The sequence below is a fragment of the Ensifer sp. ENS11 genome (assembly GCF_014851895.1).
Taxonomy (GTDB): Bacteria; Pseudomonadota; Alphaproteobacteria; order Rhizobiales; family Rhizobiaceae; genus Ensifer; species Ensifer canadensis.
Window position 1 is genome coordinate 25,526 of sequence record NZ_JACVAN010000030.1, and the last position, 18,437, is coordinate 43,962.

At 59.5% G+C, this 18,437-nt stretch carries 22 protein-coding genes and 1 pseudogene; 15 read left to right on the forward strand and 8 right to left on the reverse strand.

What is annotated here, in order from left to right; genetic code table 11:
- Window position 1: 1 nt before the first annotated feature.
- From proV to IB264_RS31915, 3 genes are all read right to left on the reverse strand, one after another.
- Window positions 2-1,234: a glycine betaine/L-proline ABC transporter ATP-binding protein ProV gene (gene proV / locus IB264_RS31905; RefSeq protein ID WP_057225250.1), complete on the reverse strand. Its 1,233-nt coding sequence runs from the start codon at window positions 1,232-1,234 to the stop codon at window positions 2-4.
- Between the two features lie 441 nt (window positions 1,235-1,675).
- Window positions 1,676-2,011 carry an SH3 domain-containing protein gene (locus IB264_RS31910; RefSeq protein WP_082523633.1) on the reverse strand — a complete coding sequence of 112 codons (336 nt, stop codon included), beginning with the start codon at window positions 2,009-2,011 and terminating at the stop codon, window positions 1,676-1,678.
- A 37-nt stretch (window positions 2,012-2,048) separates the two neighbouring features.
- Window positions 2,049-2,549: an invasion associated locus B family protein gene (locus IB264_RS31915; RefSeq protein WP_057225246.1), complete on the reverse strand. Its 501-nt coding sequence runs from the start codon at window positions 2,547-2,549 to the stop codon at window positions 2,049-2,051.
- Window positions 2,550-2,821: 272 nt separating this feature from the next.
- Between IB264_RS31915 and IB264_RS31920 the strand changes: the two genes are divergently transcribed.
- Window positions 2,822-3,112, forward strand: a complete 291-nt coding sequence (locus IB264_RS31920) for a BON domain-containing protein (RefSeq protein ID WP_057208004.1) — start codon at window positions 2,822-2,824, stop codon at window positions 3,110-3,112.
- 273 nt (window positions 3,113-3,385) lie between these two features.
- Window positions 3,386-4,072: an FkbM family methyltransferase gene (locus IB264_RS31925; RefSeq protein ID WP_210335702.1), complete on the forward strand. Its 687-nt coding sequence runs from the start codon at window positions 3,386-3,388 to the stop codon at window positions 4,070-4,072.
- A 57-nt stretch (window positions 4,073-4,129) separates the two neighbouring features.
- Here IB264_RS31925 and IB264_RS31930 read toward each other — a convergent pair whose 3' ends face one another.
- Window positions 4,130-5,404: a cytochrome P450 gene (locus IB264_RS31930; RefSeq protein WP_082523634.1), complete on the reverse strand. Its 1,275-nt coding sequence runs from the start codon at window positions 5,402-5,404 to the stop codon at window positions 4,130-4,132.
- A gap of 48 nt (window positions 5,405-5,452) precedes the next feature.
- Here IB264_RS31930 and IB264_RS31935 point away from each other — a divergent pair, with 48 nt between their 5' ends.
- The gene (locus IB264_RS31935; RefSeq protein ID WP_162249737.1) at window positions 5,453-6,400 is read left to right on the forward strand and encodes a LysR family transcriptional regulator; all 948 of its coding nucleotides are present in this window, start codon (window positions 5,453-5,455) and stop codon (window positions 6,398-6,400) included.
- A gap of 128 nt (window positions 6,401-6,528) precedes the next feature.
- A pseudogene (locus tag IB264_RS31940) lies at window positions 6,529-6,938 on the forward strand (SDR family oxidoreductase); the annotation flags it as partial.
- A 228-nt stretch (window positions 6,939-7,166) separates the two neighbouring features.
- Here IB264_RS31940 and IB264_RS31945 read toward each other — a convergent pair.
- The gene (locus IB264_RS31945) at window positions 7,167-7,589 is read right to left on the reverse strand and encodes a DUF4168 domain-containing protein (protein ID WP_057208079.1); all 423 of its coding nucleotides are present in this window, start codon (window positions 7,587-7,589) and stop codon (window positions 7,167-7,169) included.
- A gap of 336 nt (window positions 7,590-7,925) precedes the next feature.
- Entirely contained in the window at window positions 7,926-8,498 is a 573-nt protein-coding gene (locus IB264_RS31950; protein ID WP_057208013.1) for an Lrp/AsnC family transcriptional regulator, read from the reverse strand.
- A 48-nt stretch (window positions 8,499-8,546) separates the two neighbouring features.
- Here IB264_RS31950 and IB264_RS31955 point away from each other — a divergent pair, with 48 nt between their 5' ends.
- Window positions 8,547-9,719: an MFS transporter gene (locus IB264_RS31955; RefSeq protein WP_057208015.1), complete on the forward strand. Its 1,173-nt coding sequence runs from the start codon at window positions 8,547-8,549 to the stop codon at window positions 9,717-9,719.
- 175 nt (window positions 9,720-9,894) lie between these two features.
- Here IB264_RS31955 and IB264_RS31960 read toward each other — a convergent pair whose 3' ends face one another.
- Window positions 9,895-10,596, reverse strand: coding sequence for an SDR family oxidoreductase (locus IB264_RS31960; protein WP_309141685.1), 702 nt, complete (start codon window positions 10,594-10,596; stop codon window positions 9,895-9,897).
- Here IB264_RS31960 and IB264_RS35470 point away from each other — a divergent pair.
- From IB264_RS35470 to IB264_RS31995, 8 genes are all read left to right on the forward strand, one after another.
- Window positions 10,516-10,878, forward strand: a complete 363-nt coding sequence (locus IB264_RS35470) for a hypothetical protein (RefSeq protein ID WP_244494256.1) — start codon at window positions 10,516-10,518, stop codon at window positions 10,876-10,878. The genes IB264_RS31960 and IB264_RS35470 overlap by 81 nt on opposite strands.
- Before the next feature lie 6 nt (window positions 10,879-10,884).
- Window positions 10,885-11,475, forward strand: coding sequence for a L,D-transpeptidase (locus tag IB264_RS31965; protein WP_025428760.1), 591 nt, complete (start codon window positions 10,885-10,887; stop codon window positions 11,473-11,475).
- A 122-nt stretch (window positions 11,476-11,597) separates the two neighbouring features.
- Window positions 11,598-11,732, forward strand: coding sequence for a hypothetical protein (locus IB264_RS31970; protein WP_025428759.1), 135 nt, complete (start codon window positions 11,598-11,600; stop codon window positions 11,730-11,732).
- Window positions 11,733-11,858: 126 nt separating this feature from the next.
- Window positions 11,859-12,443, forward strand: a complete 585-nt coding sequence (locus IB264_RS31975) for a hypothetical protein (protein ID WP_057208019.1) — start codon at window positions 11,859-11,861, stop codon at window positions 12,441-12,443.
- 72 nt (window positions 12,444-12,515) lie between these two features.
- On the forward strand, window positions 12,516-13,103 hold the full coding sequence (locus IB264_RS31980; protein ID WP_057208081.1) for a protein-S-isoprenylcysteine O-methyltransferase: 588 nt from the start codon (window positions 12,516-12,518) through the stop codon (window positions 13,101-13,103).
- A gap of 10 nt (window positions 13,104-13,113) precedes the next feature.
- Entirely contained in the window at window positions 13,114-13,899 is a 786-nt protein-coding gene (locus tag IB264_RS31985; RefSeq protein ID WP_057225291.1) for a hypothetical protein, read from the forward strand.
- Window positions 13,896-14,789 (forward strand): SDR family NAD(P)-dependent oxidoreductase, encoded by an 894-nt coding sequence (locus IB264_RS31990; protein ID WP_171520652.1) that lies wholly within the window; start codon window positions 13,896-13,898, stop codon window positions 14,787-14,789. Before IB264_RS31985 ends, IB264_RS31990 begins: the two co-directional genes overlap by 4 nt.
- Window positions 14,790-15,115: 326 nt before the next feature.
- Window positions 15,116-16,102, forward strand: a complete 987-nt coding sequence (locus IB264_RS31995; protein WP_192435064.1) for a TerC family protein — start codon at window positions 15,116-15,118, stop codon at window positions 16,100-16,102.
- A 127-nt stretch (window positions 16,103-16,229) separates the two neighbouring features.
- On the opposite strand, the gene IB264_RS32000 is transcribed toward IB264_RS31995, so the two are convergent.
- Window positions 16,230-16,466, reverse strand: coding sequence for a DUF6500 family protein (locus IB264_RS32000; RefSeq protein WP_057208094.1), 237 nt, complete (start codon window positions 16,464-16,466; stop codon window positions 16,230-16,232).
- Between the two features lie 239 nt (window positions 16,467-16,705).
- Between IB264_RS32000 and IB264_RS32005 the strand changes: the two genes are divergently transcribed.
- Both IB264_RS32005 and IB264_RS32010 read left to right on the forward strand, forming a co-directional pair.
- Window positions 16,706-17,101 (forward strand): MarR family winged helix-turn-helix transcriptional regulator, encoded by a 396-nt coding sequence (locus tag IB264_RS32005; protein WP_025428752.1) that lies wholly within the window; start codon window positions 16,706-16,708, stop codon window positions 17,099-17,101.
- 38 nt (window positions 17,102-17,139) lie between these two features.
- A complete protein-coding gene (locus IB264_RS32010) occupies window positions 17,140-18,435 on the forward strand; it encodes an MFS transporter (protein WP_025428751.1) in 1,296 nt (431 codons plus the stop codon).
- Window positions 18,436-18,437 lie beyond the last annotated feature (2 nt).

Here is an 18,437-nt window from a genome sequence, read left to right on the forward strand (position 1 = left end):
TTCAGTTGGCGCGGTCGAGCGTCTCAAGCAGCGCCGACTTGCTGATGGCGCCGATGTAACGGTCTTGGTCGTCGACAACAGGAACCGGCCATGCGCTTGCAGCCACTTGCCCAAGGACACTCGAGAGCTGTTCGCTGGCAAGGATCGGCGCTGCGTCGGCAAGGAAAGCCTTGCGATATGGATCTTCCGCCTTGGAGCGGATCTTCTCCATCAATGACGCCTGGCTGACCATGCCATGGTATTTCATGTCGCGGCCGACGATGATCGCGAACTCCCTGTCGCGGCTCTTCATCTGCTCCAGCGCGGCAGCGGCGGAAACACCCTGACGCTCTATGATGGTGATCTGGGTCTTTCGCGCGACGTCGCCGGCCTTGAAAACCTGCGAGACGTCGACATTGCGGAAGAACGACCGAACATAGTCGTTGGCGGGATTGCCGACGATTTCGTCAGGTGTGCCGACCTGGACGACGTTTCCGTTCTGCATGATGCAGATACGGTCACCGATGCGCATCGCCTCGTCGAGATCATGGCTGACGAAGACGATCGTTCGGCTGTGTTCGGACTGCAGCCGAACCAGTTCGTCCTGCATTTCCGTGCGGATGAGCGGATCAAGCGCCGAAAACGCTTCGTCCATAAGCAGGATCGACGGTTCGCTTGCCAATGCCCGGGCAAGGCCGACGCGCTGCTTCATGCCGCCGGAGAGTTCGTCAGTGCGGCTTTCGCTATAACCGTCAAGCCCGACGGCTTTCAGCGCCACCATGGCCTTCGCCTTGCGCTCGGCTTCGCCGACGCCTGCCACTTCCAGCCCGAAGGCGGCGTTGTTTAGAACATTGCGGTTTGGGAGAAGCGCGAAGGACTGGAACACCATGCTGATGTCTCGGCGACGGAGCTCGATCAGCGCCTTGCGCGACATCTTCGTGATGTCTTGGCCGTCGATCTCGATGGAACCGGATGTCGGCTCGATGAGCCGGTTGAGCAGGCGCAGAAGCGTGGATTTGCCGGAACCGGACAGGCCCATGATCACGAAGATCTCGCCTGCCTTGATATCGAAGCTGGCGTCGTTGACGCCAATGGAGCAACCGGTTGCTCGGTGAATGTCTGCCTTGCTCTTGGCGGAGCGAATGAGCTCCAGAGCATCTTCCGGGTATTCCCCGAAAATCTTGTAGACGTCCTTCAATCTTATCTTGGTCGAACTCTCGGACGTGCCGTTCTCATGTTCCGTCGTAAAAGCCATAAAAAATTGCCGCCTGCTCAATAGCTGACGCACTCTCCTTGTTTGTGATCTTCAGCATTCCTCAAGCAAATACCGCTCAAGGAAACGATTTCTTTAGGCACCAATTCCATCGCGCGGAATATGGTGAAGTTAATCCTCGGCAATCGTCAGATGAGCATTATTATAATAATACATGCTGCGTTGATGAGCGCGGAGAAACTGTCGTTTCTACAATGGCGAATGATGGCCGAGGCGCAAAGGATTGCCTTTATTACGACACAGAGTTCCGGATGTCCATTGAAAATTCTATTTTTTTGGCAATCTGGGTGCGCCTGAGAAACTCAACGAGGTCCCGTGGACGCCCGAACACCCTGCAAAAGCGCGCATGCGCGTGCTCGGTTTGACGCCGGTTGAAAGGGTTTTCCGGAGTGATATGCGACATCGAGAAGGAACCGCTGACGGCTAGCCGACAACCTCATTGCGGTAGACGCACCATAGATCCACCCGCCTGACATATCCAATGAGACCGTGTCGCCTGACCATCACTTCGCACCAGGTTCCATCACAACGATCAAGCCTGAGCAGCACGCCGCCTTGCAAGCTGGCGCGCTCCGTGGCTGTCGCTGCAGGCGCGCTTCTCAGTGCTGCGTTCGAATCCAGCCAGTTTCCGACGGTGGCCATCCGTTGACCGGAGAGCAGCGCTGCCGACATCCAGCCGATAGCGCCGTCCGCGTCGCGAATCATTCGCCAGTTGCCGGACTCTTCCACAACCCTCGAGCGGCAAACCGGGCGTGACATAAAGCCAGATGATCAGCGAGGCCATCTGGCGCTGGACTCATCGTGTGCAGCGGGCAGCACCTTTGAGGGCTGCCGTCATGCCTTTCAGTGAAAACGAATAGGTCGTTTCCGTGCCGCGGCGTGAGCGCGCATTCAGCGTCATTGTGGCGCCCGCCTTCATGGCGGCTACGAGCTCGGCATCACGGGCCTCGCGTCGCGTCCATGCGGCCCTGCCCTGCGGTGCCAGCGTGAAAGCCTTGTCGCCCACCGCGGCAGTCAGGGTGGAACCGGCCTCGAGATCATAGCCCATGATGGCTTGTGGCACATATCCGGTGGCCGGCCGCGGCGACGGCGCGACAAGGAAGAAGTTGTCGCCGTGGTCGACGTGATCAGGTTTCATCGTCGTTGGGATCGAGAGAATGTAGCAGGTGTCGCGCCCGTTATTTTCGTAGGAATACACGCCCCAGGCGCCGAAGGAGTTGAGCTTTACGGGTTGCGCCTGCGCTGAAGCGTACGTGGTAAGGACGATAGCGCAAGCAGCAATAACTCTGGATTTCATCTTGTTTCCTTTGGCATGGAGGGATCAGGCAGTGCGTTTCGACCGCACACAAGATGCGCCATTCGCGGTCGCAATCGTTGTCAAAGTGTTAACGAAAAGCACCCGAAAAAATGCCCATTGCCGCCGACCAGGCGCAAGTCCCGCGCAATGCACTGCTTGTGCCTCGCCTGACTGAACGTGCGACCTCGATAAAAATATCGTGACCGGATTGTGTTCACTTGAGGGGTCGACATGTGGTCGGTTAGTCGCGAACATGAACGGCAGATGAACAGATGTTTGATCAAAGTTTGGAACGGGCGCCCATGTTCGGCCTAACGTTCGCTTCACAATTCTCTTTGCAACCCATTGACATTGCTGGGGTCGTGGCGGTCAGGACTGCCATCGCCTACTCTGACGTGTTGACGGACGTCGACATTTCGGTAACGCACGAACACGGTGTCATCTACCTGGATGGGGTGGTGTCATCCGTCCGGATGCGCGATGCAGCCCAGAAGATAGCTGCTGAAGTTACCGGTTCACCCATCAGAAACCGGCTTGCGTGGCACATTGACCGTTACCTTTGAAAACGTGACCGTCGGGATCGGTCACGGCATCTTTGCGCCCGACGATTAGCGCTGATCACGACACCCGGCAGGTTCATTCCGCAGCAAGGGTGCGGCCATACATGGCCGTCAAACGCCTGGAATTAACGCGATCGAAAGCCGGTGATGTTAGCACTCCTGGGTTGAAAAGGGAGAGCTGTCATGCTGCCTGCACCATGGAAGCCGATTGAATCCGGTGGCCTGATCCGGCTGGGATCCGCACGCGACGGCGGTTATGTCGTTCCGAAGCGCGCCGTGCTTGCCTCAAAGCGCTTGATCAGCATGGGACTGAACGACGATTGGCAGTTCGAGAAGGAGTTTCGGCAGCTCGCAGGCGTTGGCATCGTCTGCTTCGACCATTCCGTCACTTGGAAGTTCTGGCTGCGGTATTATGTCGAGCAGGTTCTGCGGCTTCGCTGGGGCAGACTGGCGCGATATCTGGATTATCGATGGTTCTTCAGCCGGCCAGGCGTCGAGCACCAGCCCATCAGAATCGGCTATGATCAACCGGGGGAAGTTAGCGTCAAGGGGCTGCTCAAAGAGTTCTCCGAAGACAATATTTTCCTCAAGATCGATATTGAGGGATCCGAGTACCGGATACTGGACGATATCGTGAAATATTCGAACCGCTTTACCAGCGTCGTCATCGAACTCCACGATATCGACATACACGAAGATCGAATCCGCAGGTTTGTGGAGGGAATGTCGAATTTCTCGATCGTTTTCCTTCACCCGAACAATTTTGGCGGCACGGACGATCAGGGCGATCCATTGGTTATCGAAATGTGCCTTGTGAGGAATGATCTGCTGGACCCGGCAGCACCAGGCGAGACACGCCCCGAACTGCCGGCAAACACGTCACGCCTCCCCGATATCGAATTGCGCTTCGCTCCGGTCGGCATCAGTTCGACGGTCGGGCCGCGCCGCGATCTCACGGCTTAAGCTGACATCCACAGCATCCCAGGAGCAGCGGTCCTCATTGGTACCGCCACTCCGTACTCAGCGTTTGAACAAGGGTGTGCGAACGTGCCCCGAAGCAGCGTATGTGAGCGAGGATTCGAGTTGCTCGAACGGCAAGCCGCGACGGAGCAGATGAGCGACAGCGACCTCGACGATCAGCGGTGCGAATTTCTCTGCGGGACAGGCATGCACGCCGGCACCGAACTCAAGAAACTTTCTGTCCGCCCGTGTGATATCGAAACGATCCGGATCCGGATTTAACGCCGGGTCCCGGTTGGCCGCCGCCAGCAATACGATGATCATCTCGCCCTGCCGCACCCTATGGCCTGCGATCTTCCCGTCACGCGCCATGAAGCGAAAAGTGCTGTTGGTGACGGGATCACACCGCAAAACCTCCTGAATGAGCGGTCGCAGCAATGTCGGATCCGCGACGACCTGCGTGCGCAGCGCCGGTTGGCGCGCCAGCGCCAGGAGCGTCGATCCGATCAGAGACGCCATCGCCACATAGCCCTGAACCAGGTAGCCGATGGCGTTGACGACGACATCAGTTTCATCATCGCACCCGACCCGCCTTGCCTCGTTTGCCAGGGCGTGAAGCAACGGACCGCACTGTTGACTGTCGCGCCTGATCTTCATGACTAGCTCGAACAGAGCCTGGGCGCCGTGGTGGCCCCGTGCGAGCAGTTCTGCAGTCAATGCGGGGATCCCGGTTGCCGCGGCCGCAGCGGCGGCGCCATAATCGCCGAGCCACGCCATCACATCGCCGAAGCTGGCCTTGGGGATGCCAAGCAGTTGCGCGACAACCTGCACCGGCAACGCAAACATGAACGTCATCGTTCTATCCACGCTGAACATCTCTTGTGCGTCACTGTCGAGTTCCATGGCACGCCGGTGCGCAACGACAGCGAGCTGCCCGAGATCGACGCCACGCAAGACGCTTGCGACCGCCCCCCTCAACGTGTCGCCGACGTCGTCATCGCGCAGACGCACCAAGCGCCCGAATATCTGGCCGGCCGCACCACCCAGCAAGGTCTCGGGGATCGGTTCGCTCAAGGGGCGCGTGAGACAGATCTTACTGGTCAGAACCTCCTTGACTGCAGCCGCGCTCGCAGCCACCCACCAGCCATTTGCCTCGTCATGAAAGAAAGGCTGCTCTTGTGCCAGACGGCTATAATAGGCGGAAGGGTCGCGATGAGATGGCGCAGCACGAACATGCGCGGGTTCGTCGGGGGAAAGTATGATTGTGTTCATGGCAATACTCCTGCGTTCGGGCCATTGAGCCGCCTTGTCCCTTAATGTCCCTTGCCTTTGCATTTGTCCAAGTTATAGTATTTCTGATGCCGATCAGCTTTATGCATGGCCATGGACAGCGAAGCACTGCTCACATTCGTGACCATCCACCAGGCCAACGGGTTCTCGCGCGCCGCTGACATTCTCGGCCGCTCCCAGCCCGCCATCAGCCGGCGCATTGCCCTGCTCGAAGAGGAACTGGGCGTGCCGGTTTTCGAGCGTGCCGCCGGTGGCATTGTGTTGAGTGAAGCGGGCCGCACCCTGCTCCCACATGCAGAGCGCGTACTTGCTGCGCTCGGCGATGCCTCGAGTGCAATCAAAGCCATGCAAACGAACGTTGTGGGGCGTGTCGCGATCGTCGCTGTTGGCACACTCGCCGGCACGAACCTGACCGTGGTTCTCAAACACTTCACGGCCGAGCATCCCGGGATCGAACTTGCGATCAGCACCGCAACCAGCGCCGAAGTCAGCGAGCTGGTTCGGCGGGGTGAAGCGGCCATTGGTCTGCGCTATCTCCTCGACATCGCACCGGATCTCATCTGCGAGCATGTCGCCTCGGAACCCATGGCCGTCATCTGTCACGCCGATCATCCCCTGGCGGGCAAGGAAATCAAATCTCTGACTGAGCTGCGCCATGAGACCTGGTTCGCTTTCCGCAATTCTTACGATCAGCGCGAAACGTTCGCCGACAACATCTTTGCCCAGTTTCAGGCGCGCGGCGTCGGCGAAATCCGCTGGTCGGCCATAGACAGCCTCAATGCGATGAAACGCCTGGTCGAGGCCGGGCTCGGCATTGCGTTACTGCCGGAAAGTGCGATCGATGAGGAAAGGCGCGCAGGTTCACTCGCCACGGTCGGGGTTGCAGACCTGATCGTCGCAAACCCAATTTACACGGTCACGCGTCGTGGCGGTTATCTCAGCCCCGCCACGCTTCGTCTGCTGGAACTTCTGCGAACATCTCCCAGTTTCACGGGCAAGGCTGACCTGCAACCACAGAGCGGGAGACTTGAGTCTTCGTAAGACACAATCCGGTTGGGCAGGTCCTATACAAGGACGTGAGGCTGTAGACGGTCCAGCTTAGCATTGCGGAAAAAGCTGGTGACAGCACAAGACACCTTCGCAGCGGGCGGCCACTTCCTGATGCATTCAATGTGGTTTCGCTATTCCGGCTCGCGCAGATCGCAACGCCGGAGATGGAAAAGGCCGGTGGTGGCGCCATACTCGCTATCGCATCGATGGCGGGTAACGACAAGAACAAGCGCATGGCGTCCTACGGATCGTCGAAGGCAGCCGCAAATCACCTGATCCGCAATATCGCCTTCGACCTCGGCTCCAAAAACATCCGCGTCAACGGCATCGCACCGGGCGCCACGCGGACGGATGCACTTGGATCCATGCTGAATGATGACATCGAGGAAAGGATGCCGGCGCACACGCCCATCCGCCGACCGGGCGAACCCCAGGACATGGCAAACGCCGCCTCGTTCTTGTGTTCACCAGCCGGATCAGTGGTCAGATTGTTACCGTCTCGGGTGATGGCGTGCAGGAACTGGATTGAGACAACAGGATTGAGACCGGGCTCTCCGTACGGTCAATCGCATCGAGCTGCCGTGGCCTTGGGGCCATGGCGACGTGTTCGTTGCCAATCGCCGCTTGCCGAATCGACGGACGGCAGTCCCCGCCGACCGGCGGGCACTGACATCTTTTGCCCATAGGCCGCAAGACCGGATTTCGACGATTAGCAGCAGCGCTAATCTCACACGACCTTGCGCCCGGCGCGCTCAGCTTACTGTTGGGCTGGGGGCGTGGTTTGAATTTTTTCCTGAACCTTCTTGGCCAGAGCCGGGTCGTTTTGGGCGGCTGTCAGGATAGAAGAGTATTCCTCCACCGAAATAGCGGACGAGGATTCCACAGCCTCCACCATCTGCTTGCTGGCTTCAGTCTGCAGCTTCTCCTTTGCCGCTGCGTCCGTTGTTGCTTCTATCTTCGCGGAATACGCCTGCCGGACCTTGTCAACCTGAAGGTAAGCGACTGCAAATGCCTGGATCTTCTGATCGCTGATGGTGGCATCCGTGCCCTTGCCGGCCTGACCCTGGGTCGGCTGCGTCTCTTGTGCCTGGGCCATTTCCAAGGCGGACGCCGGACTGAAGGCCGTGAAACTGACGAGTGTGGCGGTCAGCGATGCAATGAGTGCGTAACGATTGATCATGTCCATTCCTCTATAACGTGCCAGGCAGCAATACAGCGCCTTGCTCATTCGCCCCCAAACCGGATGAATGCGGGGCGTGGTCTGGACAATGAAACCCTCGAAAGGGCCAGGTGGGGCAGCGACAGGGCAATTTGCTGACCATTGAACGGCAGCTTTGTGGCTTTCACCGAGCGCCGAAAACGCCACCTCGGCCCTGTCGCCCTGCGGAAACCTTGCTGCGCGACTGGCTCTTAACTGCAATGCGATCGTCGGCCACCACCTTTGTTGGCGAGCCGGTACGCTACGGATATCGAATGTCCAAAGCGCACCGTTTGCGGGCGCCAAGGTCGAATAGCCTCATCTGCCGCGTCCGCGATGGTCGTTGAACGCAGCGGTACCAAACTCGACGTTCTTGGCAAGTGCCGGCCATTCGCTCGTCACGCCCGGCTGCACCGGCCGCTCCAGATAGGTCGAAAGAACGACATAGCTCCGGGTCGCCTTGACGCCAGGCGTGTCATACAGGCGCGCCAGCAGTCCTTCCAGCGCATGCGTGCTCTCCGTGCGCACCTTAAGGAGCATGCAGGTGTCCCCCGCCACCGAATGCACCTCCTCCACTTCGGGGTGTTCTTCAATAGCAAGCAATGCTGGGGTCTTGCCCCAGCCGGTGGTGTCGACATGAACGAAGGCAAGCAGGGTCTTGCCAACGGCCTCGGGATCGATGAGCGCCGCCACGCGACGAATTGCGCCAGAGCGCCTCAGGCGCTTTACGCGCTCGTGCGCGGCCGGCGGTGATAGTCCGACACGGTCCCCGAGTTCGGCGTAGCTCAGGGTCGCGTCCTCGACCAAGGCGCCTAATAGCTTTCGGTCCATCGCATCCAGATCACGTTCGGGACGAGGCTTGCGCCGAACCTCTTCTGTATTTTGGTCCATTCTGATGTTTCCTCTTGTGGCAGAATAACATTCTGCAATCATCGCTCCATGACGAATGTAGATCAACATATTTCCACTAAATCTGTCGAGCGCTCCCGCATCCCTCCGTTTGCCTTCGTGTTAACGACCTGCATCGGCGTCATCGGGTCGAACTCGCTGGCGCTGGGGCCGATTGCGCCAGAAGTTGCACGCAGTCTTGACGTGGGCGCTCCGGCCGTCATGACGGCATCGGCGGTTTTTGGTCTCGGTACGGCGGCGAGCGCCATCTTCCTTGGACGTTTCATTGATCGCTACGGCCCGAGCCGAATGCTTGTGATCGCATTGCTTCTGCTTGCGATCGGACTTGGCGCCAGCGCGGCCGCACCGGCGCTCCCCTTCCTTGTGACAGCACAACTGCTGGTCGGGATTGCCGCCGGCATCGCGCTGCCGGCCATCTACACGCTGGCAGCCATTGTCGCGCCGGCGGGACGCGAGAGCGAGACCATCGGCCTGGTGTTGACGGGCTGGACGCTGAGCATGGTCGCAGGTGTACCGTTGTCGGCGGCTATTGCCGATTTCGCCGGCTGGCGCGTGACCTTCCTTGTCGTCGCCGCGGCCGCCCTTATCGTATGTGCTGCGGTGCGGATGGCTGTCGTCCGGGACGCGCCTCAAGCGGCGGCTTCGTCGCCGTTGACGGCGCTCGGCGTTCGTGGGGCCGTGCCACTTCTTTCCGCCTGCGCCGCTTTCATGGCCGCCTTCTATGGCGTCTATGCCTATATCGGCGATCATCTCCATGCCGCCTTGGAACTGCCCCTCAGCGCCAACGGCTTCATCGCGGCCTTCTATGGAGTCGGTTTTGGAAGTGCCGCCTTCCTCGACCGTCTGATCGATCGCCTCGGTGCCGCAAAATTACTGCCGCTCATTTTTCTCGTTGTCGCCGCAGTCTACGTTGCGATGGCAGCAGCCAGCGGTTCCTACAAAGCCATGCTGGCGGTCGTCTTCTTCTGGGGACTTGCCAACCACCTCGGACTCAATGTGCTCATCATGCGGCTGACGGCGCTCAGCCCCACCCGGCGCGGCGCCATCATGGGACTGAACAGTGGCGTCACCTATCTTGCCCTGTTTGCCGGCACACTTGCCTTTGGCAACCTCTATTCTGCGGCGAGCTTCTTTGCTCTCCCTGTTGCCGCCGGCGGTCTGATGCTTGCGGCAGCGCTTTGCGCGGCTCTTGCACCGCGCTAGAGCATGTCGCGCAAAAGCGTACAGCGGTTTTGCGATGACGACATGCGCAAAAACAAGAGCTTAGAGCGCAGCAAGCGAATCCGAGAGATCGCGACGCGCTTTAGCGGCCATCGTCGTTCGACCAGTTGGAACGCCGATCAGCGTATAGGCGGGATGGGTTGCCGAGGCGCCTTATCTAATGCGCGGTGTAGGCGCCATCCACCAGATGGTAGCTACCGGAGATGAAGCTCGCTCGTTCGGACAGGAGAAAACACACAAGAGCTGCAACTTCGTCCGGCGTGCCGCGTCGGCCCATGGGCTGAAGCGCGTCCAAGCGTCGGTTGCTTGTCAACTCGGACTGCTCGGATAGCAGTGGCGTTTCGATCATGCCAGGCCCGACCGCATTGATCCGTACGCCCCTTTTTGCATACTCGATCGCGGCGACCTTCGTCAGGCCGACAACCCCGTGCTTGGCTGCGGTGTATGCCGATGCGGTCGGCAGGCCAACGGAGCCCAGAATCGACGACATGTTGACGATGGATCCACCACCCTGCGCCGCCATGGCGGCGATCTCGTACTTCATGCAATAGAACACGCCGTTGAGATTGACGCTGATCAACCTTTCCCACTCGTCTACCGGGTAATCAGCCGTCGCCCTTCGTACGCCGTCGATTCCGGCATTGTTGACCGCCAGATGCAGCCCCCCGTGTGTCTGGACAACGGTTTCGACCAGCTTCGCAACGTCGCCGGCTTTGGCGACATCGACTTCCACGGGGAAGGCCGTCCCGCCAGAGGAACAGATCTCGTTGGCGACCGCTTGCGCCGCATCGGGATTGATATCCGCTACGACGACTTTCGCCCTTTCTGCGCCAAGCTGGCGGGCAACCGCGGCACCTATCCCAGACCCTGCGCCGGTTACAAGCGCGACTTTGCCGGCGAAGCCAAGCTCCATTCTGTGTATCCTTATTCAAGAGCCCAATCGACCAGGGACGGACGCAAGCTGCAAGCAGTTTCATCAATTGTGGCGTGCTTTGTCAGCCTGCACCTGCGAAACGCGAAGTGCAATGGTCTTTACTCTTCCTGCACTACTAGTTTTCTCCTCGGAAAAGCGAAGAATAGCGACTTGGCCAACGAACGCTTGAGTGTTAAAGACGAAACAGTGCTCACCGATTACTCGTAGGTGGATATGAACAGTAACCGCGTTACCCGGCGGGCGATCCTGCTCGGCAGTTTGGCTTTAACGGCATCTGGATGCACATCAACGGCACAACGATTGGGCGAGCCCATCTTTTCTGCCTTCGGAGGTGGCCCGTCTTCCCGCTATCGGCGTCGAGATGTGGCTTATGACGGAGGTGAGCCCCCTGGGACGATCGTCGTCGACACCACGGAACGCTACCTATACCTGGTTGAAGGCGGTGGTCGGGCCATCCGCTACGGCGTCGCTGTCGGCGAAGATGGACGCACGCTCAAGGGCCCGGCGTCAATCGGGCGCAAGGCCGAATGGCCGTCCTGGACGCCGACCGAAAGCATGATGGAGCGCAAGCCGCATTTACGGCAATATGCCGGAGGCGTCAGCGGTGGGAACCATAATCCACTTGGCGCAGCCGCTCTTTATCTCTATCGCGGTGGGCAGGATACCATGTTCCGGCTGCATGGAACAAACGAGCCCTGGACGATTGGCCAGGCAGTATCGAGCGGATGCGTCCGCTTGACCAATGAGGATATCGTCGATCTGTACAACCGAACTCCCGTTGGGGCCAAGGTTCTGGTCATCTGATCAAGCTTTTATGCTCAGCGATGCAAATTGTGTTCTTTTTGCACTAGGCGAGAGCGAAGAACGCCCTATTAATATAAGCGTTGCCTTTGATTCCCATTCCGCATAGAGGAGAGGACTTCTTGATGAGCAGAAATCTAATCATGATTGTTACCTTGCTTTCCGTCGTCGGCCTGAGTGGCTGCGATACTATCGGTAAAGGCAAGGGTAAAGCCCCGCCGCCGGTCGAGTCCGCCGAACCGGCACCGGTCTATAAATAACTTGAACTTCTGATGGGTGGGGAGGGCAAGTGCCCTCCCCACGTCATCCCAACCGGTCGGGCCGGCCGTAAGGCTGCAATGTCTGCCGGGCTGTGCTCATCGGAGTTCAGGAGATATTCCACAGTGATGCCGCATATGATTGGCCGACTAACACTCGTGGCAATGCTCGCGTTTGCGACGGCTGCCTGCGAATCAACTGATAAAAAACCCGAACCGCGTTTTGTCTCGAGTACCAGTGGCGCACCTGCCGTGAGCGCAGGCGTAGCCCGGGAAGCCGGTTACTTTATCGAATTCAGATCCCGATACGCCCTAAGCTACGGCCATACCTATGTGATTTTCGGGCGCACGGATCAGGCTGGTGCGATGATTGATCCCGAAGTCGCGGGTCTTGCACCGGCCAGTACCAGCGCAACTCCCTATGTCCTCGGTCACTTTTTGCCCGTACCGGCCGAAACCGGTGCCAGCGACGGCGACCTTGAGGAGGCATACAGGTCGGCAAGCTGGCGCGTGATGCTGACCGAAGCGGAGTACAACAAGACCGTTGCCAATATCAGGAAACTTAAAGCCAAATCGCGATTCTGGCAGGCGTCGGTGTACAACTGCAATGCGTTCGTCGCAGATATCGCACGTTCCATGGGATATCAGACGCCCAGCATCTGGCTAAGGCCGCAGCAGTTCGTTACAAAACTCCGGCAGATGAACGCGGGCTAAAGGCGATCGGTCCGGCGTTTCGCGCCCAATCGATCGTATATCGCAGAAAGGCTTCGGTGACTTGAAGTGATCATATCGATCGCCGCTCTGGGCAAAATCGTGTGGGTAGTCGGCATCATCGCCTGGTACTTTATTCGTGTGCCGTTCGAACGCCGGGCAAAGCGCGTGCAGGTCGTCAGCACCCGCCGCTCGCCGGTTGACATGTTCGGGCTTGCGTCCGGCCTCCTTGGCCTGGCGATCATCCCAGCTTTCTACGTTGCCACCGGAATGCCGGGGGCCGCCGACTATTCGGCCCGTGCGTGGGCCATCGTGCTAGGCGCAGTCATTTTTTTCTTTGCCCTGTGGGTTTTTCGCCGGACACATAAGGAGCTAGGTCGGAACTGGTCGATCACGTTGGAGATTCGTGACAAGCACGAGCTGATCTCCGGCGGACCGTACGCCTTTGTTCGCCACCCGATGTATACGTCCTTCATGCTGATGGGTCTCGGTCAGGCCTTTCTGCTTTCCAATTGGGTGGCAGGGCTGGCGGGCCTGCTCGGGTTCGCGGTGCTTTTTTTTCTAAGGGTGGACAAGGAAGAGCGTATGATGCTGGAGATTTTCGGGCCGCAGTACCGTGACTACATGCAGCGGACCAAGCGAATCGTCCCGTATCTCTATTAAAGGTGACATGATGCGAGGCCGAGCCATCAAGCTTTCGGTGCCACGGCGCCTTGTCTGCGACCTGATGCGGTTTTCGATCGGGGTGCCGCGCGTTACCGTTCAGCGGCAAATGAACCTCGACCCGCTGCAAAGGGCGAGAATCGCCCAGACCAGCAGGCCGTCTTGGACCGTGCTGTTCTTGAAGGGATACGCGCTTCTTTGTCGGGAGACGCCCGAGTTCCGGCGTGCATACGTCAAGCTCCCCCGACCTCAGCTTTATGAATACCCGGAAAGCGTAGCGTCCATTGCGCATGAACGCGAGCATGACGGCGAGCGGGTGGTCCTGCTCAGTAAGATCAAGTCTCCGGAGCGCCTCCCTATCCCTGAACTAGCGGCCCTGATCGATGCGGTGCGGTCGCGCCCGGTGGCGGAGATAAAGGAGTTTCGGCGCGCGCTGAAGATTGCCCGCATGCCGGGCCCAATCCGTTGGCTGCTCATGTGGCTGGGGCTCAATCTCGGCTCGCGGCGCGCCCACTACTTCGGCACCTTCCAACTGTCGGTCTATTCGGGCCTCGGGGCGGAATCGCTCAATCCCCTGACCCCCCTCACCACCCTCTTCAATTACGGCCCCATCGCCGCGGACGGCACGGTCACCGTACGCATCCACTACGATCACAGGGTCATGGATGGTGCCAACGTCGCGCGCGCGCTGGAGCGCTTCGAAGCGATCCTGAACGGTGATGTTGCCCAGGAAGTGTTGGGTCTTTCTCAAGACGAAGCCGTTCACACGCCCTTGCTGTCGCGGAAGACCACATGATGGTACAGGCCGAATTGCGACCGGCGGTCGTGGTCATTGGAGCCTCGCGCGGTATCGGTCGGGCGATCGCCAAAGTTGCCGCGCGAGAAAAAGCACCCGTCGTACTTGTCGCGAGATCCCACGACGATCTGGTCGCAGTGGCGAGCGAGATTGGGGAGGCCGGCGGCGAAGCATTCGTGCTGCACCTCGACCTGTTTTCGGCCGATGCGGCGGCGCGCCTGGGGGATTTCCTCACGGCAAACAACCTTTGCTGCGACGTCCTGGTCAACAGTGCCGGCTACGGTTTGCGGGGGGCGGCAACGACACTCCCCGTCCAGGATCAGTTGGGGATCATCGACCTCAACATCCGCGCGCTTACCGACTTGTCTCTTCATTTCCTGCCGGGGATGGTGGCGCGCGGTCGCGGCGGCGTCCTCAACCTCGGCTCCATTGCCGGCTTCATGCCCGGCCCTAACATGGCGCTTTACTACGCAAGCAAGAGCTACGTGCGCTCATTTTCCGAGGCCCTTCACCAGGAATTACGCCGTACCGGCGTCACGGTGACATGCGTTGCTCCCGGTCCGGTATCGACCGAATTCCTCCAGCGATCCGGCGCCGATCGAGTGCCGCTTTTCAAGGTCCTGCCGAAGCTTGATGCCGACTATGTCGCCGAGCGCGCTTGGCGCGGGTTCAAGTCGGGGCGGCGTCTAGTCGTGCCGGGAATCTCCGCCAAACTTGCGGCGTTTGCCGCAGCATGGCTGCCATCCGCAGTCATGTTGCCATTGATCGGCCGATTGCAACACCGCAGCAATGATCCCTGCCCTTGCGGCTCCGGCATAAAATTCAAGGATTGCTGTGGCGCCCGTTCGCGTCGGGATGGCTTGCGGCAAAACACCCCTCTAAACCGCTGATCGGTTTGACACCGTCGAAAAATGCGCCTTCGGATCGCCTCCGGATACCGCAACCAATGTGAGGGGTGCCGTTTGCGAATGCGCTCCATGGCACCTGCGTCAAACGCCTCAAAAATTGGATGTGGTCGATGATGGCAGAGTGACTGGCGATGTCGGAGGATGCCGTCGACGCGTGTACCAAAAAAGCGGTGTCAGACACTTGAAGGCCGGCCAGCGCCCTCCCATCTACCGGACAACCCGCTGGTCCGGGCCCCTCTGGCGAGAGCTTCCGGCGCTCTTGCGATGTCGGACCTTATCCGACATCTGCGCCGGCGGAGCTCTATTCCGTGGATGCTTCCCTTTTGTTTATCGATTGGCTGGGTAAGCCAATCTGGATGTGGCACAGCTTCATCACGCTGGTCATCGCTATCCTCTCCTTCGACCTTGGCGTGCTGCACAAGGAAAACAAGGAAATCGAGGTCGGCGAGAGCATCAGGCTCTCAGCGCTCTACATCTCGCTTGGCCTCGCTTTCGGCGGCTGGGTCTGGTGGTATCTGGGCGCCGACGCCGGCCTTGCCTACATGACCGGCTTCGTCGTCGAAAAGACGCTCGCGCTCGACAACGTGTTCGTCATCGCCCTCATTTTCTCATTCTTTGCCGTCCCGCGTCTCTACCAGCATCGGGTGCTTTTTTGGGGCATCCTCGGCGTCATCGTCCTGCGCGCCATCATGATCGGCGTCGGTGCGACGCTTGTCGCTGAATTCTCGTGGCTACTCTACATCTTCGCCGCCTTCCTCGTCGTTACCGGCTTGAAGATGCTGTTCATGAAAGAAGCCGAGCCCGACATCTCCAACAACGCGTTGGTGCGCTTCATGCGGAACCGTTTCAATGTAACGGAGACCCATCACGGCGAACATTTCTTCGTCAAGCGGGCAGATCCGAAGAGCGGCAAGCTGATCTGGTTCATCACGCCGCTGTTCATGGCCCTCGTGCTTATCGAGGTGGCTGACGTTATCTTCGCCGTCGATTCGGTACCGGCGATCTTCGCCATCACCACCGATCCGTTCCTGGTCTATACGTCCAACATCTTCGCCATTCTCGGCCTGCGGGCGCTCTACTTCGCACTGGCAGCGATGATCCACCGCTTCCGCTATCTGAAGCCGGCTCTGGCCGTGGTTCTGATCTTCATCGGTTCGAAGATCTTCGTTGCCGATCTGCTGGGCCTGGAGAAATTCCCGGCGGCGCTGTCGCTTGGCATCACCTTTGCGATCATCGCAAGCGGCGTGATCTGGAGCCTGGTCAAGACGCGCGGGGAGGCGATACCGGCCGAGTAAGTCTCGGCAAAGCGACCTCCGTCAAGACGAGGCGATACGCCCGGAGGCTGCCCAAGAGGGCAGCCAATCCATTTCAGTGACAATCAGCTAAGCCGCGGGTGCTCGAAAGAACGCCCGCGGTTCGCGTTTATCGGATCGGCGTCTGCTCGCCCAAAGCGGCGACCATCGCGCGGATCTTCACGGCTTTCTCGAAATGGTCGAGCCGATGGGTCCTGATCCACCATTCGGCCGCCTCCATCAAAAGCTCTGGGTCTTCGTTTTTGTTGGCAAAGAAGGCATAGAACGAGAGGCCCACCCCGGGTCCCTTTTCAGCGATCTTCCGATCGCAAACTTCCAATATCTTCCGTTGCAAGGCGGTTCTCATGATCCGGCTCCAATGCGTTTGCTGATTGTCTCTGGTGAAGGGGTCGGCTTCGCCCTGCCCGCTCAAAGGGCTCTTTTCAAGACGAGGTCTTAGCCGCAGCCGGTCGGGCTGCGCAATCCTTGACAGGGCGGTCACGATTCATCGGGTGATTGTCTGATTGACCGGCCGTTGCCGCACCCTTGGATGTGCCATCGCACGCAGGGCTTGACGCCAGAATATTGCGTGTATATACACGCAATATGTCCTATTGTTATTGCATCCTCCTGCGCAAAGCCTCGAGACGAGTGACGTCGCTCTATGACGACGCGCTTGCGCCTATTGGCGTCAATCTCGCGCAGTTCAGTCTGCTGCGAAACATCCAGCGGGCGGAGCCCATCTCTCTGACGGATCTCGGCCAGCGCACGGAACTCGACCGTTCGACGGTCAGCCGGAACGTCAAGGTCCTTGAAAAAATGGCGCTGGTCGTAATGGTGAGCGGGCAGGATCAAAGGGAGTCGGCTGTCGAATTGTCCGAGAAGGGGCGGCAAGTCCTGCGTGACGGGGCTCCTCTCTGGGACGGCGTGCAGACGGCAATCGAGGCCAAGCTCGGGGATGAAGCGTCGGCCCAACTGACGGCCCTGCTGCAGGCTCTCTAGTCAAATCAACACAATCGATCGATGGAAGGAAATGGCCGATGTTCGGACCGGTGCTTGCGCGATATCTCGCCAAACGTGACATCCATTATGGCTGGGCTGTCGCGGCCGTTACATTCCTCGTCATGCTGGCGACGGCCGGTGCAATGGGGTCCGCGGGCGTTCTGATCAAGCCACTCGAAACAGAGTTCGGATGGTCGACTGCCGAGATATCGTTTGCGCTCGCCATTCGCCTCGTGCTCTTCGGTCTGCTTGGGCCGTTCGCGGCAGCCTTCATGAACCACTTCGGCGTCAGGAAGGTCGTTTCCGCGGCGCTGGTTCTCATCGTTACCGGCATCATTGCGTCGTTCTTCATGACGCAGTTGTGGCAGATGGTAGCGCTTTGGGGTGTCGTTCTCGGCGTCGGCACGGGCATGACCGCGCTAGTGCTCGGCGCCACCGTCGCCACGCGCTGGTTCGACAAAAGGCGCGGCCTCGTTGTCGGCCTGATGACGGCCAGCAATGCCACCGGGCAGTTGGTGTTCCTGCCCCTCCTCGCCTCTCTCACCGAGGCGATCGGCTGGCGCACCGCCCTCACCGTCGTCATCGCGGTCCTGTCCTTTGCCTTCCTCCTCGTGCTCCTGTTCATGCAGGACCGGCCTGCTGACGTCGGCTTGGCGCCCTATGGCGGCCGGGCGATCGTGCCGGCTCCAGCACAGAAGCATAATCTGCGCACCCTGTTGCTTTCGCCATTGAAGGCGCTGCAGGAAGCGTCCCGTTCAAACACGTTCTGGGTGCTGTTTGCGACCTTCTTCGTCTGTGGCTTCAGTACCAATGGCCTGATCCAGATGCATTGGGTGTCGATCTGCGGCGATGTCGGCATCGCTGCCGTCGGTGCGGCCGGTTTCCTGGCGCTGATCGGCGTATTCGACCTCGTCGGTACGGTCTTTTCCGGCTGGCTCTCCGACCGCTATGACAATCGTTGGCTGCTCTTCTGGTTCTACGGCCTTCGCGGCCTGTCGCTGTTGTTCCTTCCCTTCAGCGGCTTCAACATCTACACGCTGTCGATCTTCGCCATCTTCTATGGCCTCGACTGGGTCGCGACCGTCCCGCCGACCGTGAAGCTTTCGGCGGAACGCTTTGGTGCAGAGCGGGCGGCGCTGGTCTTCGGCTGGGTGTTTACCGGACACCAGCTCGGCGCGGCGAGCGCTGCATTCCTCGCCGGCGCGAGCAGGACGTCGCTCGAGACCTATACGCCAGCGCTTATTGCCGCCGGCTTGCTGTGCATCGTCGCCGCACTGTTGGTCCTGACCATCGGTCAGCGCGCACCGGCAAACCTGGTGCCGCAGGCGGGGTGAAA

Excerpts from the sequence above, each read along its gene's own strand:
- proV (WP_057225250.1), bottom strand. The coding sequence starts at position 1,234 with ATGGCTTTTACGACGGAACATGAGAACGGCACGTCCGAGAGTTCGACC.
- IB264_RS31910 (WP_082523633.1), bottom strand. The coding sequence starts at position 2,011 with ATGTCACGCCCGGTTTGCCGCTCGAGGGTTGTGGAAGAGTCCGGCAAC.
- IB264_RS31915 (WP_057225246.1), bottom strand. The coding sequence starts at position 2,549 with ATGAAATCCAGAGTTATTGCTGCTTGCGCTATCGTCCTTACCACGTAC.
- IB264_RS31920 (WP_057208004.1), top strand. The coding sequence starts at position 2,822 with ATGTTTGATCAAAGTTTGGAACGGGCGCCCATGTTCGGCCTAACGTTC.
- IB264_RS31930 (WP_082523634.1), bottom strand. The coding sequence starts at position 5,404 with ATGCAAAGGCAAGGGACATTAAGGGACAAGGCGGCTCAATGGCCCGAA.
- IB264_RS31935 (WP_162249737.1), top strand. The coding sequence starts at position 5,453 with ATGGACAGCGAAGCACTGCTCACATTCGTGACCATCCACCAGGCCAAC.
- IB264_RS31945 (WP_057208079.1), bottom strand. The coding sequence starts at position 7,589 with ATGATCAATCGTTACGCACTCATTGCATCGCTGACCGCCACACTCGTC.
- IB264_RS31950 (WP_057208013.1), bottom strand. The coding sequence starts at position 8,498 with ATGGACCAAAATACAGAAGAGGTTCGGCGCAAGCCTCGTCCCGAACGT.
- IB264_RS31955 (WP_057208015.1), top strand. The coding sequence starts at position 8,547 with ATGACGAATGTAGATCAACATATTTCCACTAAATCTGTCGAGCGCTCC.
- IB264_RS31965 (WP_025428760.1), top strand. The coding sequence starts at position 10,885 with ATGAACAGTAACCGCGTTACCCGGCGGGCGATCCTGCTCGGCAGTTTG.
- IB264_RS31970 (WP_025428759.1), top strand. The coding sequence starts at position 11,598 with ATGAGCAGAAATCTAATCATGATTGTTACCTTGCTTTCCGTCGTCGGC.
- IB264_RS31975 (WP_057208019.1), top strand. The coding sequence starts at position 11,859 with ATGCCGCATATGATTGGCCGACTAACACTCGTGGCAATGCTCGCGTTT.
- IB264_RS31985 (WP_057225291.1), top strand. The coding sequence starts at position 13,114 with ATGCGAGGCCGAGCCATCAAGCTTTCGGTGCCACGGCGCCTTGTCTGC.
- IB264_RS31990 (WP_171520652.1), top strand. The coding sequence starts at position 13,896 with ATGATGGTACAGGCCGAATTGCGACCGGCGGTCGTGGTCATTGGAGCC.
- IB264_RS32000 (WP_057208094.1), bottom strand. The coding sequence starts at position 16,466 with ATGAGAACCGCCTTGCAACGGAAGATATTGGAAGTTTGCGATCGGAAG.
- IB264_RS32005 (WP_025428752.1), top strand. The coding sequence starts at position 16,706 with ATGTCCTATTGTTATTGCATCCTCCTGCGCAAAGCCTCGAGACGAGTG.
- IB264_RS32010 (WP_025428751.1), top strand. The coding sequence starts at position 17,140 with ATGTTCGGACCGGTGCTTGCGCGATATCTCGCCAAACGTGACATCCAT.